This window comes from Pseudomonas sp. R28(2017), from assembly GCF_002112505.1.
Taxonomy (GTDB): domain Bacteria; phylum Pseudomonadota; class Gammaproteobacteria; order Pseudomonadales; family Pseudomonadaceae; genus Aquipseudomonas.
Map to the genome: position 1 here is coordinate 153939 of NZ_NEHW01000004.1, position 14922 is coordinate 168860.

The window sequence follows — 14922 nt, forward strand, 5'->3', positions numbered from 1 at the left end:
GTAGGTTATTTTTGAAGAATCTGTAGGAGCGTTCTCACTCCAAAGACAGGCACCCCGCCGGAGCGGGGTGTACGTTCAGTTTTCCTTGAATCCAGGTTTTCCGTTAGCTGCACGCCACGCTTTGATAATGCTCAGAACTGCTTCAAGCTCACCTTGCTCATCATTTTCAGGCCAGTAAATCAGGTCTGTACCGCTAGGGTGCTCGGTAACTGCAGAAAAGTGCTCCAGCAATGGATCTAGTATCTCATCTGGCTCCTCGGCATTGGCGCGATAGATTTCCTTTAAAAATTCAATGAACTCCAACTCCGTGTAATCGCTGTAGTTGGGTTTAATACTCATGACTTGTCTCCATAATGAATCTTGTGATGAGCTGCTGGTGTGACAACCCTTATGTTGTCGATGTCGTACACTTCGCCGCCTTCGCTGATTGGCACAACATGATGCAGTTCAAAGCTCTTCCTTTTTCCGTAAACGTCAGGATTTCTTGCTCTGGGTGCGTACCCATTTTCTCGCATGCGAATAATGTTCTGTTTGGAAAACTGCTTTGAAAGCTCGGGGTCAGTTGCTACGATTTTCCAGAGTTTTTCTCGAAAAGCATCGTAACTCCGAAATTCTATACCTCTAAGCTGGTCAGCAATATGTGCCGGTATCGGCGCGCCTTCGCCGCGTGTGGCCTCGCCAAGCCAGAGCCCTGTTACTTGTGCACCGATTCCGGTGGCGGTACCTGGCTCATACCTAGGACTCTTGAACACCACCAGAATAGGCGGCAATCCCGAGTCAATCGGGAAGGTAATGATCAGCCGTTCCTGATCCAGCAGATCCAGTGCGGGATAGCTTTCCGTTTCGTTGCTCGCTGGATTCAGGCTGCTGCCAGTGTAAACAATCGTGCCCTGCGGAACTGGCGGCAAGCTGGTGGCGCTACCTTCTTCACCTCCTGGTGCGCTGGCCGGTGTCCAGGTGAGGATGCGCTGTGGATTGTCGAGCGCCAGGCTGTAAACCTGCCGTTCTGTATCAAATGTCGCCGCCCTTACGGCCACCGGTTTCCCGCCTGGCACCACATACAGGCCGAGGCCGCTTTCCTCTTCGCTGCTTGCCAATAGATAAGGCACATCGATGCTTGCTGACGAAAGGGCAAGGGCGGCCAGGTCAGGGCCGCCGGGAGGAGAAAGGCTGGAAAGGGGCGTACTGATCAGGTAGCGCCTTTCGGCATTGCCCAGGGCTGCTGGCCATGCCACCGACAGCACGGCCACGGCCAAGGTGGGGGCAGAGGCTGCCGCTGCCGTAGCCAGGCGGGCCACGGCAGCACTGATCGCTACCCGAAGGGCGATCCTGGCTGCTTCGGCGATTGCAAAGGTCGCTACGCCAATTGGAATGATGGCAGGCGCAGATGCGGCTATGCGCGTGTCGTTGATGAAGTTGATACTTTGACGCTCTGCTTCAGCTTGTTGATGTGCAGCCTCTTCGGCAGCTATTCGCTCGGACTCTGCTTGTTGACGTGCAGCCTCTTCGGCAGCTACTCGTTCGGCCTCTGCTTGCTGACGTGCAGCCTCCTCGGCAGCTGCATGCTCGGCCGCAATCCTTGTCTGCAGTTGTTCCATTTCCACCGCTCGCTGGGTGAGGTTCGCCATGGACGCGCTGAATTGCTGCAAATAGCGGATGGACTCTGTGAGCGCCAGGGCCCGGTGATAAGCTGCCCAAAGCACGCCGGCCCGGCGGGTGGCCTGTTCGTCGACGAGGTCTTGCAGTGCCTCGGTTTGAGGCTTGGAAAGTGGCCCGACGATGTTCGGGTTGGAGTCACTGAAAGCAGGTATCTCGGCTTGCTTCGCTGTGATCAGCGCATTGGCAGTGTTTGCATAGGCCGAAAAGCGCTGAATGAGGGTATCGGTTTCCTGGGTTGGGGTGGATTGAGCCACTTGCTGCTGCAGGAAGCTGGGCAGGCAGTCGAAGCAGATCTGCTGTTCATGAAGAATTTGCCCATACCGCCGTTCGATGGCTTTGGCGAGGTCGACAGCAGGTTGCGCAATTTCTGCCTCGTCGACCTGGCGAGCCATTTCAGGCAGGTCCACCGCCAACGCCTGAAACTTCTGCGCTGCGATGTGCAAGCGGTAGGCGGCATCGACAGAAGCGTTGAAAGTCTCCCAGACCTGTCGGCCCCATGCCTCGCCAGAGGTGCCTATCGGGAATGCGCCATCGTCATTCAACCGGGTGGCGAATGAGTCGTAGCGTTTATAAAAAGGAATGGCACCGTAGAAGCTGGTTGCCACGGGAGCGATTTGGAGATACTCGGCGCGCCTTTGTTGCAAGTTTGTCGTGGCCAGTTGTTGGCGTAGTACCAGATGCTGGACAGGCTGACCCGCAGCTCCCGAGATTGCCTGTTGTTCGATGGCAGCGCGTTCAGCGTTGATTTGCGCGGGAAGTTGCTCAAGAGCGGGTGCATATTGTTCGGCGTGGATATTGTTGACGGCAGTAAACTCCTCGCCGAAAACCGTTCGCCAGCCTTTTTCCTGGGCGAAAGGGCTAGGCCCTCCAGTACCTCGAGGCCGCCCTGCATCCAGCCCCCAGCCGCCATAGCCGGTCCCAGACAGCGGGGGCAACGGGCTGAGAGGCACTCGATCTGGGGCTTGCGCGCGCGTCAAGACACCCTCATTCAGATTCAGCGCACCGCGGGAATCACGGAAGGGTTCACCAAATTTGACGGTTTCATTTTGAGCCATGTAGTCATCCTCCTGGTCGCTACATGGCAAGCGTGCTCCAGGCAGTGTTTCCCGTATGTCAGGCGCTGCTCGTCAATCAGTAGGAGGATTCCTACTGACTGGAAAGATCTGTTTCAGATGTGTTTTTCAGCAACAGGAATAACGCGTTTTTCCTTAACAGCCTTGTAGGAAAAACTCGAATAGATCTCCTTCACCCCAGGCAACCGCTGCAGCACTTCCCGGGTAAATTCCCCAAACGACTCCAGATCCCTCGCCAGAATCTCCAATAGAAAGTCATACCGTCCAGAGATGTTGTGACAAGCAACAATCTCGGGAATCTCCATTAACCGTTGCTCGAACGCCAGCGCCATGTCCTTGGTATGCGAATCCATCATGATGCTGACAAACGCCGTTACCCCAAACCCCAGCGATTTGGGCGACAAGATGGCCTGATAACCGGTGATATATCCGTTGTCCTCCAGCAACTTGACCCTCCGCCAGCACGGCGAGGTGGTCAGCGCGACCTGATCGGCGAGTTCGGAAACGGTGAGGCGGGCGTTGTCCTGCAAGGCTGCGAGCAGGGCGCGGTCGGTGCGGTCGAGGCTTGAAGGCATAATTTGCCCTCCTGGTGTTTTATTTGTTGTTTTCTTCCCAAAAAGTGCGCAAATACGTGAGCAATTTTGGAAAAATTCAGGCAGCTCGGTGGCATAAGCTTATAACAAACCACCAGAGGCTGTTGCCATGCGCGACTCCCATAACAACACCGGTTTTTCCACCCGCGCCATCCACCATGGCTACGACCCGCTTTCCCACGGCGGTGCCTTGGTGCCGCCGGTGTACCAGACTGCAACCTATGCCTTCCCCAGCGCCGAATACGGCGCGGCATGTTTTGCCGGAGAGGAGGGCGGGCACTTCTACAGCCGCATTTCCAACCCGACCCTGGCCTTGCTGGAGCAGCGCATGGCCTCGCTGGAAGGGGGGGAGGCGGGCCTGGCGCTGGCGTCGGGCATGGGCGCCATCACCTCGACCTTGTGGACCCTGCTGCGCCCTGGTGACGAACTGATCGTCGGGCGCACGGTATATGGCTGCACCTTCGCGTTCATGCACCATGGGATCGGCGAGTTCGGTGTGAAGATTCGCCATGTCGACCTGAATGACACCAAGGCGCTGAAAGCAGCGATTAACAGCAAGACACGGATCATCTACTTCGAAACCCCGGCCAACCCGAACATGCAGCTGGTCGACATCGCCGCGGTGGCCGAAGCGGCGCGGGGGCATGACCTGCATATCGTGGTCGACAACACCTATTGCACGCCGTACCTGCAGCGGCCATTGGAGTTGGGCGCCGACCTGGTGGTGCATTCGGCGACCAAGTACCTCAGCGGCCACGGTGATATCACGGCTGGCCTGGTGATCGGGCGCAAGGCACTGCTGGACCGGATCCGCCTGGAAGGCCTCAAGGACATGACTGGCGCAGTGCTGTCGCCGCACGACGCGTCGTTGTTGATGCGTGGCATCAAGACGCTGGCGTTGCGCATGGACCGCCACTGCGCGAATGCCCAGCAGGTTGCCGAATTTCTCGCGCGCCAGCCGCAGGTGGAGCTGATCCAGTATCCGGGGCTGCCCTCGTTTTCCCAATACGAGCTGGCGCAGCGGCAGATGCGCTTGCCGGGCGGGATGATCGCTTTCGAGCTCAAGGGCGGGATCGAGGCCGGGCGGCGTTTCATGAATGCGCTGCAACTGTTTGCCAGGGCGGTCAGCCTGGGTGATGCCGAATCGCTGGCGCAGCATCCGGCGAGCATGACCCATTCCAGCTATACGCCTGAAGAGCGGGCGCATCACGGCATTTCCGAAGGGCTGGTGCGGTTGTCGGTGGGGCTTGAGGATGTGGCGGATCTGCTGGCGGACGTCGAGCAGGCGTTGAGCGCCTGTGCATGACGCACGGTTCGGGAAGCGCTGCCCGATGCCTTGCAACGGCATGGCGCAGGCACTCTGGCCGCGCTGGTGTCATGACCAGCGCATCCCAGAGGAGTATCACCATGAATGTATCTGCAAACGAACTCGACCTGATCATCCGCCGCGCGGGCGGGGATGACGATGAGGGTGGTCAGTCGTGGCGCAAGCCTTGAGCTGAGCGGGCGCTCCGCCATGGCGGGGTTGCCTGGTGTGTTTCGAACGTGCAAGAAAAAAGGCCTCTTTCGAGGCCTTTTTCACTTTAACGGTTCAGCGCTTGAGCCCGTAGCTCTCGTCGAGCATGCCCGGCGAGTTCGGCGACTTCGGTGCATAGTCGCGTGGCACTTCGGCGGTGTCCTTCGGCGGGGTCAGGCGGTCACGTGGCCCCTGGGTGCCCTCGGAGTGCAGGGCGGCGAGCAGGCGCTGGCGGGTCAGCTCGTCGAGCGCCAGGTGGTTGGCGCCGTCGGCCAGGTGATCCTGCACGTCCTGGTAGCTCTGGGTCAGCTTCTTGACCAGTACCGCGGTGCTGTTGAAGTGGGTAACCACCTGGTTCTGGTAGCTGTCGAAGCGCTGCTGGATATCGTCCAGCTGACGCTGGGTGCTGCTGGGCGCCGCATTGGGCAGCAGGCGGGCCACGATGAAACCGACCGCCACACCGATGACCAGGGCCAGGGTTGGCAACAACCAAACAAGGAGCGAGAGTTCCACGAGTCCTTCCTCTATAAACGGCTTTGCTTTACGTTAACGGCTCAGACCTGCGCTGTATACCGCGAGCGATCGCAAATCAGAACAGAATTCCTCACCTAGACGAAACGACCCCCCTCGAGGTCACGGAGTAGTGCCTTGCTTGTTCGCGAAACCCCCTTGTTCATCGACGGCCCGATCGGCCAGCTGGAAGCTTTGTACCTGGATGTGGCCGATGCCCGCGGTGCGGTGCTGATCTGTCACCCCAACCCGGTACAGGGCGGCACCATGCTCAACAAGGTGGTCTCGACCCTGCAGCGTACCGCGCGTGACGCCGGCTATGTGACCTTGCGCTTCAACTACCGCGGTGTCGGCCAGAGTGCCGGCAGCCATGACATGGGCGCTGGCGAGGTGGCCGATGCCGAGGCCGCCGCAGCGTGGTTGCGCGCGAAGCACCCCGAGCTGCCGCTGGTGCTGATGGGCTTCTCGTTCGGCGGCTTCGTCGCCGCCAGCCTGGCCGGGCGCCTGGAGGCGCAAGGTGTGGCGCTGCAGCAGCTGTTCATGATCGCCCCGGCGGTGATGCGCCTGACTGCCGACTTCCCGCTGCCGCAGCGCTGCCCGATCGCCGTGGTGCAGCCTGATGCCGACGAAGTCGTCGATCCACAGCTGGTTTACCAATGGTCCGACGCACTCGGCCGCCCCCATGAGCTGCTGAAAGTGGCAGAATGCGGACACTTCTTCCATGGCAAGCTGACCGATCTGAAGGATCTGCTGCTGCCGCGCCTTTCGAACTGAGCCAAGCCTGAATAAGCGAACACCCATGACCACGCGCATCCTCACCGGTATCACCACCACCGGCACCCCGCACCTGGGCAACTACGCCGGCGCCATCCGCCCGGCGATCGTCGCCAGCCAGCAGCCCGGTGTCGACTCGTTCTACTTCCTGGCCGACTACCACGCCCTGATCAAGTGCGACGACCCGCTGCGCATCCAGCGCTCGCGCCTGGAAATCGCCGCCACCTGGCTGGCCGGTGGCCTGGACCCGAACAAGGTGACCTTCTATCGCCAGTCCGACATCCCCGAGATCCCGGAACTGACATGGCTGCTGACCTGTGTCGCGGCCAAGGGCCTGCTCAACCGCGCCCACGCCTACAAGGCCTCGGTTGACAAGAACGTCGAGAACGGTGAAGACCCGGATGCCGGCGTGACCATGGGCCTGTTCAGCTATCCGGTGCTGATGGCGGCGGACATCCTGATGTTCAACGCCAACAAGGTGCCGGTCGGCCGCGACCAGATCCAGCACGTGGAAATGGCCCGTGACATCGGCCAGCGTTTCAACCACCTGTTCGGCCAGGGCAAGGACTTCTTCGCCCTGCCCGAAGCGGTGATCGAGGAGAGTGTGGCGACCCTGCCGGGCCTGGACGGGCGCAAGATGTCCAAGAGCTACGACAACACCATCCCGCTGTTCACCAGCGCCAAGGACATGAAAGACGCCATTTCGCGCATCGTCACCGACTCGCGTGCCCCTGGCGAAGCCAAGGATCCGGACAATTCGCACCTGTTCACCCTGTTCCAGGCGTTCTCGACGCCGGGGCAGTGCGCCGAATTCCGCGAAGAGCTGCTGCAGGGCCTGGGCTGGGGCGAGGCCAAGCAGCGCCTGTTCCAGCTGCTCGACGGCCAGTTGGCAGAGAAACGCGAGCATTACCACCAGCTGATCTCGCGCCCCAACGACCTCGAGGACATCCTCCTGGCTGGCGCCGCCAAGGCCCGCAAGATCGCCACCCCGTTCCTCGAGCAGCTGCGTGAGGCCGTTGGTCTGCGTTCGTTCCGCAGCAGCGTGCAGGCCAGTACCGAAGTGAAGAAGAAAGCGGCCAAGAGCGCGCGCTTCGTCAGCTTCCGTGATGAAGATGGCAGCTTCCGCTTCCGCCTGCTGGCCGCCGATGGCGAGCAACTGCTGCTGTCGCGCAGCTTCGCCGACGGCAAGAGCGCCGGTGCCGTAAGCAAGCAGTTGCAGCAAGGTGGCGAAGCCGACGTGCGTGTCGAAGGCCTGGGCTTCAGCCTGTGGCTGAGCGGCGAGCAGGTTGCCGACGGGCCGCAGTTCGACAGCGCCGAAGCCCGAGATTCGGCTATCGAAAGCCTGCGTGTAGCGCTTCAGCCACAACAAGACTGAGGCATTTCGCCGCAAGTCTGATTGCCATTAAGCGGGCCTGTCGCTACAGTGACGGCCCGTTTTTTGTTGCCTCGCTAACGAAATCATGACGCCCCTAGAACGATATCAAGCAGATCTGAAACGTCCCGACTTCTTCCATGACGCGGCGCAGGAAACTGCGGTGCGTCACCTGCAGCGTCTGTACGACGACCTGGTGCACGCGCAGAACAACAAGCCGGGCGTGTTCGGCAAGCTGTTCGGCAAGAAGGAACAGACGCCGGTCAAGGGCCTGTACTTCTGGGGCGGAGTAGGGCGCGGCAAGACCTACCTGGTCGACACCTTCTATGAAGCGCTGCCGTTCAAGCAGAAGATGCGTACGCACTTCCACCGCTTCATGAAGCGCGTCCACGAGGAAATGAAAACCCTCAAGGGTGAGAAGAACCCGCTGACCATCATCGCCAAGCGCTTCAGCGAAGAGGCCAAGGTGATCTGCTTCGACGAATTCTTCGTGTCCGACATCACCGATGCCATGATCCTCGGCACCCTGATGGAAGAGCTGTTCAAGAACGGTGTCTCGCTGGTGGCGACCTCCAACATCGTCCCTGACGGCCTGTACAAGGACGGCCTGCAGCGTGCGCGCTTCCTGCCGGCCATCGCCATGATCAAGCAGTTTACCGATGTGGTGAACGTCGACAGCGGTGTCGACTACCGTCTGCGCCACCTGGAGCAGGCCGAACTGTTCCACTTCCCGCTCGATGACGCGGCGCACCAGAGCATGCGCGCCAGCTTCAAGGCGCTGACGCCCGAGTGCACCCAGGCCGTCGAGAACGACGTGCTGATGATCGAAAACCGCCCGATCAATGCCCTGCGCACCTGCGACGACGTTGCCTGGTTCGACTTCCGCGCCCTGTGCGACGGGCCGCGCAGCCAGAACGACTACATCGAACTGGGCAAGATCTTCCATGCCGTGTTGCTGAGCAACGTGGAGCAGATGGGCGTCACTACCGACGACATCGCCCGCCGCTTCATCAACATGGTGGACGAGTTCTACGACCGCAACGTCAAGCTGATCATCTCGGCCGAGGTGGAGCTGAAAGACCTGTACACCGGTGGGCGCCTGAGCTTCGAGTTCCAGCGGACCCTGAGCCGCTTGCTGGAAATGCAGTCGCACGAATTCCTCGCGCGCGCGCACAAGCCCTGAGATCCTGGGGCCGCAAAGCGGCCCCATTGGCCTCAAGCCTCTTGCATGAACTGCTGCCGATACTGGTTCGGCGACAACTCCGTATGCTGGCGGAACAGTCGCGCAAAGAAGCTCGCATCGTCATAGCCGACCTCATAACTGATGGTCTTGATGCTCTTGCGCGTGCTCGACAGCAGCCCCTTGGCCGTCTCGATGCGTAGCCGCTGCAGGTAGTGCAGCGGCTTGTCCCCTGTCGCCCCCTGGAAGCGGCGCATGAAGTTGCGGATGCTCATGCCATGGTTGCGGGCCACATCCTCGAAGCGGAACTTGTCGGCAAAGTGCTCCTCCAGCCAGTGCTGGATCTGCAGGATGATCAGGTCCTGGTGCAGTTTCTGGCCGCCGAAGCCCATGCGCCCTGGCGTGTAGTTGCGCTGCACCTCGTAGAGGATGTCGCGGGCCACGGCACGGGCCACGTGGGCGCCGCAGAAACGCTCGATCAGGTAGATGTACAGGTCGCAGGCTGACGTGGTGCCACCGGCGCAGTACAGGTTGTCGGCGTCGGTCAGGTGCTTGTCCTGGTTCAGGCGGATCTTCGGGAAGCGCTCGGCGAAACTGCTGAAGAAGCGCCAGTAGGTGGTCGCCTCCTTGCCGTCGAGCAGGCCGGACTCGGCCAGCCAGAACACCCCGCTGGCTTCCGCGCACAACACCGCGCCACGGGCGTGCTGTTCACGCAGCCATGGCAGCACCTGTGGATAACGTTGCTGGAGGGTGTCGAAATCTTCCCAGAAGGCCGGGAGGATGATCACGTCGGCATCATCGAGGCCGCCATCGACCGGCAACTGCACGTTGCTGAAGCTGTCCACCGGCTGGCCATCGGGGCTTACCAGGTGGATCTCGAACATGGGCTGCAAGCCCAGGCCCAGCTGCTTGCTGTAGCGCAGGCTGGCGAGATGGAAGAAATCCTTGGCCTGCATCAAGGTCGAAGCGAACACCTTGTCAATGGCCAGGATGCTGACGCGCCGCAACGACGCGGAGGGTTGGGTAAACATCATTGTCATTGTTCTTATAGGGTAGAGTGGTCAATCACCGGCTGGATCGTCTTATTTTTTGGCGATTGTGTCTACCCCGCACTCCCAGGTCTGCACCGAACCCTGTGGGAGCGGGTTTACCCGCGAAGAAGTCGACACCGGGTTCAGCTCAAGGCGCCGGGTTCGGCTGGTCCTGGTGAATCGCCTCGATCGCCGCGAGCAGCTCGTCGCTGAGGTTCAGCTGCAGGCTGTCCAGGTTGCTCTGCAGTTGCACCAGGTCAGTCGCGCCGATGATGTTGCTGGTCACGAACGGCTGCCGGGTGACGAACGCCAGGGCCATCTGCGCCGGGTCCAGGCCATGCGCCTGGGCCAATTGCACATAGCGGCTGCAGGCCGCCACGGTCTGTGGGTTGGAGTAGCGGGCGAAGCGGCTGAACAGGGTCAGGCGGCCTTTCTCTGGCCGGGCTCCTTTCTCGTACTTGCCCGAAAGCATGCCGAACGCCAGCGGCGAATAGGCCAGCAGGCCGCATTGCTCACGGATCGCCACTTCCGCCAGGCCCACTTCGAAGCTGCGGTTGAGCAGGTTGTACGGGTTCTGGATCGACACCGCCCGCGGCCAGCCACGGCTGTCGGCCAGGTGCAGGAACTTCATGGTGCCCCACGGGGTTTCGTTGGACAGGCCGATGTGGCGGATCTTGCCGGCACGCACCTGCTCGTCGAGCACTTCGAGGGTTTCTTCCAGTGGGGTGAACAGGTCGTTGGCCAGGTGCTGGTAACCGAGCTTGCCGAAGAAGTTGGTGCTGCGCTCCGGCCAGTGCAGCTGGTAGAGGTCGATGCGGTCGGTCTGCAGGCGCTTGAGGCTCTCGTCCAGCGCGGCAACGATGTGCTGGCGGTTGTGCTTGAGCTGGCCGTCGCGGATGTGGCTGATGCCGTTGCCGGGGCCGGCGACCTTGCTGGCCAGCACCCAGTCGTCGCGGTCGCCGTTGGCGCGGAACCAGTTGCCGATGATGCGCTCGGTGGCGGCGTAGGTCTCGGGGCGGGGCGGCACCGGGTACATCTCGGCGGTGTCGATGAAGTTGATGCCGCTGGCCTTGGCCAGCTTGATCTGCTCGAAGGCCTCGTCCTGGGTATTCTGCTCGCCCCAGGTCATGGTGCCCAGGCACAGGGCGCTGACGTCGAGGTCGGTACGGCCGAGCTTGCGGTATTCCATCGGGAAAACACTCCTTGGCAAAGAAGCCCATCAAAGCAGGTTGAAATTTTTCGCGCAATCTGGATAATTCTGCCCCTCTCCGTGTGGCGGAAGTGATGCACCACCACGCAGGAAGAACCCCGTCGAACATTGGCGTGCCTGACCCGAGCCCCCAAAAGCGTCAGCGTTCGGCTGCGCGCTTGCCCTTGGCAAGCTGTGCACTATCCAGTAAGATTCGCCGTCTATTTTTCGCTGGGCGGCCTCTGAGGCTTTAGAGAATGAAAACTTTTACTGCTAAACCGGAAACAGTAAAGCGCGAGTGGTTCGTAGTTGACGCCGCTGGCCAGACCCTGGGTCGTCTGGCTACCGAAATCGCTACCCGTCTGCGTGGCAAACACAAACCAGAATACACCCCTCACGTTGACACCGGCGACTACATCGTCGTCATCAACGCTGAACAGGTTCGTGTGACTGGTGCCAAGTCTTCCGACAAAATGTACTACTCCCACTCCGGTTTCCCAGGCGGTATCAAGGAAATCAACTTCGAGAAGTTGATCGCCAAGGCCCCTGAGCGTGTTATCGAAACCGCGGTCAAGGGCATGCTGCCTAAGAACCCGCTGGGTCGCGACATGTACCGCAAGCTGAAAGTGTACGCGGGTGCTGCTCACCCACACACTGCTCAGCAGCCTCAAGAACTGAAGATCTAACGGGAAAGTTCATTATGTCGGCGACTCAAAATTACGGCACTGGCCGTCGCAAGACCGCAACCGCTCGCGTTTTCCTGCGTCCGGGTACTGGTAACATTTCCATCAACAACCGTTCTCTGGACGTGTTCTTCGGTCGCGAAACCGCTCGCATGGTTGTTCGCCAGCCGCTCGAGCTGACCGAAACCGTTGAGAAGTTCGACATCTACGTCACCGTTTCCGGTGGTGGTGTCAGCGGTCAGGCCGGTGCGATCCGTCACGGTATCACCCGCGCGCTGATGGAATACGACGAAACCCTGCGTGGCGCTCTGCGTCGTGCTGGCTACGTCACCCGCGACGCTCGTGAAGTCGAGCGTAAGAAAGTGGGTCTGCGTAAAGCGCGTAAGCGTCCTCAGTACTCCAAGCGTTAATACCGCTTCGGCAGTCGAAAAAAGCCCGGTTCCTTGGAACCGGGCTTTTTTTTGTGCTTGAACTAACCTGTCAGCATGTCGGTGACCACTTGTCGCATAGACGCAGATCAAGCAAAGCGCGGGTTATAGCTCCCTGTGGGGGTAATCACCTTGTCACTGTGTGGATTTGTTTCTTACCATGGCGGCCAATTTTTAGCGCCACAGACACAACCTAAGTACAGGCCAGGTCCAACTGGCCAAGCAAAGCTGATGGGAGAGGACTGAATGAGCAATGACGGCGTCAACGCAGGCCGGCGCCGCTTCCTCGTAGCCGCGACATCCGTGGTCGGGGCAGCGGGGGCAGTGGGGGCTGCGGTACCGTTCGTGGGGTCATGGTTTCCCAGTGCCAAGGCGAAGGCGGCCGGCGCACCGGTGAAGGTCAATATTGCCAAGGTCGAGCCGGGGCAGCAGATGGTTGCCGAGTGGCGTGGCCAGCCGGTGTTCATCGTGCGGCGAACGCAGGAGATTCTTGGCAACCTGAAGAAGATCGAAGGTGACCTCTCCGACCCCCAGTCGAAGAGTTCGGTGCAGCCGACCTATGTCGACCCCGAGGTTCGCTCGATCAAGCCGGAAATCCTCATTCTCGTCGGTCTCTGCACGCACCTGGGCTGCTCGCCGACCTTCCGCCCGGAAGTCGCGCCCGCCGACCTGGGGCCGAAGTGGGTCGGTGGCTATTTCTGCCCGTGCCACGGCTCCCACTACGACCTGGCCGGTCGTGTCTACAAGTCGCAGCCGGCGCCTCTCAACCTGCCAGTGCCGCCGCATTCTTATGAGTCGGACGACATCGTCGTCATCGGCGTCGACCAGGAGAAAGCATGATGAGCAAGTTCATGGACTGGATTGACGCTCGCTTCCCCGCCACGAAGATGTGGGAAGATCACCTGAGCAAGTATTACGCGCCCAAGAACTTCAACTTCCTGTATTTCTTCGGCTCGCTGGCGCTGCTGGTGCTGGTCAACCAGATCGTCACTGGTGTGTGGCTGACCATGAGCTTCACGCCCTCGGCGGAAGAGGCCTTCGCCTCGGTCGAGTACATCATGCGTGACGTCGAGTACGGCTGGATCCTGCGCTATCTGCACTCCACGGGCGCCTCGGCGTTCTTCATCGTGGTCTACCTGCACATGTTCCGCGGCCTGCTCTACGGCTCCTACCAGAAGCCCCGAGAGCTGGTATGGCTGTTCGGCATGCTGATCTACCTGGCGCTGATGGCCGAAGCCTTCATGGGCTACCTGCTGCCATGGGGGCAGATGTCGTACTGGGGCGCCCAGGTGATCATCTCGCTGTTCGGCGCCATCCCGGTGATCGGCGGCGACCTGACCCAGTGGATCCGCGGTGACTACCTGATCTCGGGCATCACCCTGAACCGCTTCTTCGCCCTGCATGTGGTGGCCCTGCCGATCGTGATTCTCGGCCTGGTCGTGCTGCATATCCTGGCCCTGCACGAAGTGGGTTCGAACAACCCTGATGGTGTGGACATCAAGAAGAAAAAGGACGAAAACGGCATCCCGCTCGACGGTATTCCGTTCCACCCGTACTACACCGTCAAGGACATCGTCGGCGTGGTGGTATTCCTCTTCGTGTTCTGCGCCGTGGTGTTCTTCTTCCCGGAAATGGGCGGTTACTTCCTGGAAAAACCCAACTTCGAGCAGGCGAACGCGTTCAAGACGCCAGAGCATATTGCCCCTGTGTGGTACTTCACGCCGTTCTACGCAATCCTGCGCGCCGTGCCTGACAAGCTCATGGGCGTAATCGCCATGGGCGCGGCGATCGCCGTGCTGTTCGTGCTGCCCTGGCTCGACCGCAGCCCGGTGCGTTCCATGCGCTACAAGGGCTGGATCAGCAAGGTCTTCCTGCTGGTGTTCTGCATTGCCTTCGTCATCCTCGGCATTCTCGGCGTCCTGGCCCCTACGCCTGGGCGGACCTTGCTGTCACAGGTGTGCACGGTGCTGTACTTCGCCTACTTCCTGTTGATGCCGTTCTACACAAGGCTTGAGAAGACCAAACCGGTTCCGGAAAGGGTGACTGGCTGATGAAAAAGTTGATTGCAGTATTTTTGCTGGCAGTGATGCCTGCCTTTTCCTTCGCTGCCGAACATGGCCTGGAGCTGGACAAGGTCGACATCGACCTCACCGACAAGGCGGCCATGCAGGACGGTGCGCGCACCTTCGCCAACTATTGCATGGGTTGCCACAGCGCCAAGTTCCAGCGTTATGAGCGGGTGGCCGATGACCTTGGCATCCCCCATGAGCTGATGCTCGAGAAGCTGGTGTTCACCGGTGCCAAGATCGGTGACCACATGCAGATCGGCATGCAGCCCAGCGATGCCAAGACCTGGTTCGGTGCCGCACCGCCTGACCTGACCCTGGTCGCCCGGGTGCGCGGTACCGACTGGCTGTACACCTACCTGCGCAGCTTCTATGAAGACAAGTCGCGCCCGTACGGGGTCAACAACAAGGTGTTCCCGAACGTCGGCATGCCCAACGTGCTGGTCGGCCTGCAGGGCAATCAGGTGGTTGGCTGCAAGCAGGTGCAGATGGTGGTCGATGGCAAGAAGCAATTCGACCCGTTGACGGGTAGCCCGCTGACCCATGAGGCCTGCGACCAGCTGACCATTACGCCGAATTCCGGTACCCTGAACACCGAGCAGTTCGACGAGAAGGTCAAGAACCTGGTGACCTTCCTGGCCTATTCGGCCAACCCGGTCAAACTGGAAAGCCAGCGCATCGGTACCTACGTGTTGCTGTACCTGGCTTTCTTCTTCGTATTTGCCTACTTGCTCAAGCGCGAATACTGGAAGGACGTGCACTGATCACGCAGTAATTTCTGGTAGTTGAACGCGCCCGCGGGCCCCTGGCAGTTTTGCCAGGGGCCCGCGGGCGCGTTTTCATTTAGA

General features: G+C 60.3%; 15 protein-coding genes. 9 read left to right on the forward strand and 6 right to left on the reverse strand.

The window, feature by feature from the left end:
- Window positions 1-75: 75 nt before the first annotated feature.
- The 3 genes from CAF78_RS08740 to CAF78_RS08750 form a co-directional block, all read right to left on the reverse strand.
- A complete protein-coding gene (locus tag CAF78_RS08740) occupies window positions 76-339 on the reverse strand; it encodes a bacteriocin immunity protein (RefSeq protein ID WP_085675061.1) in 264 nt (87 codons plus the stop codon).
- On the reverse strand, window positions 336-2714 hold the full coding sequence (locus CAF78_RS08745) for an S-type pyocin domain-containing protein (protein ID WP_085675062.1): 2379 nt from the start codon (window positions 2712-2714) through the stop codon (window positions 336-338). Before CAF78_RS08745 ends, CAF78_RS08740 begins: the two co-directional genes overlap by 4 nt.
- Window positions 2715-2827: 113 nt before the next feature.
- Window positions 2828-3307 carry an Lrp/AsnC family transcriptional regulator gene (locus tag CAF78_RS08750; protein WP_085675063.1) on the reverse strand — a complete coding sequence of 160 codons (480 nt, stop codon included), beginning with the start codon at window positions 3305-3307 and terminating at the stop codon, window positions 2828-2830.
- 127 nt (window positions 3308-3434) lie between these two features.
- Between CAF78_RS08750 and CAF78_RS08755 the strand changes: the two genes are divergently transcribed.
- A complete protein-coding gene (locus CAF78_RS08755) occupies window positions 3435-4631 on the forward strand; it encodes a methionine gamma-lyase (RefSeq protein ID WP_085675064.1) in 1197 nt (398 codons plus the stop codon).
- Between the two features lie 285 nt (window positions 4632-4916).
- On the opposite strand, the gene CAF78_RS08760 is transcribed toward CAF78_RS08755, so the two are convergent.
- Window positions 4917-5354, reverse strand: coding sequence for a YhcB family protein (locus tag CAF78_RS08760; protein ID WP_027918018.1), 438 nt, complete (start codon window positions 5352-5354; stop codon window positions 4917-4919).
- 135 nt (window positions 5355-5489) lie between these two features.
- Between CAF78_RS08760 and CAF78_RS08765 the strand changes: the two genes are divergently transcribed.
- The 3 genes from CAF78_RS08765 to zapE all read left to right on the forward strand — a co-directional run bounded on the left by CAF78_RS08765 (window position 5490) and on the right by zapE (window position 8680).
- A complete protein-coding gene (locus CAF78_RS08765; RefSeq protein WP_085675065.1) occupies window positions 5490-6125 on the forward strand; it encodes an alpha/beta hydrolase in 636 nt (211 codons plus the stop codon).
- 25 nt (window positions 6126-6150) lie between these two features.
- Window positions 6151-7500 carry a tryptophan--tRNA ligase gene (locus CAF78_RS08770; protein WP_085675066.1) on the forward strand — a complete coding sequence of 450 codons (1350 nt, stop codon included), beginning with the start codon at window positions 6151-6153 and terminating at the stop codon, window positions 7498-7500.
- A gap of 85 nt (window positions 7501-7585) precedes the next feature.
- Window positions 7586-8680, forward strand: coding sequence for a cell division protein ZapE (gene zapE / locus CAF78_RS08775; protein ID WP_085675067.1), 1095 nt, complete (start codon window positions 7586-7588; stop codon window positions 8678-8680).
- A gap of 32 nt (window positions 8681-8712) precedes the next feature.
- Here zapE and CAF78_RS08780 read toward each other — a convergent pair whose 3' ends face one another.
- Both CAF78_RS08780 and CAF78_RS08785 read right to left on the reverse strand, forming a co-directional pair.
- Entirely contained in the window at window positions 8713-9633 is a 921-nt protein-coding gene (locus CAF78_RS08780) for a GlxA family transcriptional regulator (protein ID WP_177408515.1), read from the reverse strand.
- 223 nt (window positions 9634-9856) lie between these two features.
- On the reverse strand, window positions 9857-10897 hold the full coding sequence (locus CAF78_RS08785; protein WP_085675068.1) for an NADP(H)-dependent aldo-keto reductase: 1041 nt from the start codon (window positions 10895-10897) through the stop codon (window positions 9857-9859).
- Between the two features lie 257 nt (window positions 10898-11154).
- Here CAF78_RS08785 and rplM point away from each other — a divergent pair, with 257 nt between their 5' ends.
- The 5 genes from rplM (at window position 11155) to CAF78_RS08810 (ending at window position 14838) form a co-directional block, all read left to right on the forward strand.
- A complete protein-coding gene (rplM, locus tag CAF78_RS08790; protein WP_003251819.1) occupies window positions 11155-11583 on the forward strand; it encodes a 50S ribosomal protein L13 in 429 nt (142 codons plus the stop codon).
- A 14-nt stretch (window positions 11584-11597) separates the two neighbouring features.
- On the forward strand, window positions 11598-11990 hold the full coding sequence (gene rpsI, locus CAF78_RS08795; RefSeq protein WP_003260797.1) for a 30S ribosomal protein S9: 393 nt from the start codon (window positions 11598-11600) through the stop codon (window positions 11988-11990).
- A 264-nt stretch (window positions 11991-12254) separates the two neighbouring features.
- A complete protein-coding gene (gene petA, locus CAF78_RS08800) occupies window positions 12255-12848 on the forward strand; it encodes a ubiquinol-cytochrome c reductase iron-sulfur subunit (protein WP_016395498.1) in 594 nt (197 codons plus the stop codon).
- Window positions 12848-14059: a cytochrome bc complex cytochrome b subunit gene (locus tag CAF78_RS08805; protein WP_016395499.1), complete on the forward strand. Its 1212-nt coding sequence runs from the start codon at window positions 12848-12850 to the stop codon at window positions 14057-14059. The genes petA and CAF78_RS08805 overlap by 1 nt, the downstream gene beginning before the upstream one ends.
- Window positions 14059-14838, forward strand: coding sequence for a cytochrome c1 (locus CAF78_RS08810; protein ID WP_027918011.1), 780 nt, complete (start codon window positions 14059-14061; stop codon window positions 14836-14838). Before CAF78_RS08805 ends, CAF78_RS08810 begins: the two co-directional genes overlap by 1 nt.
- Window positions 14839-14922: the final 84 nt, after the last annotated feature.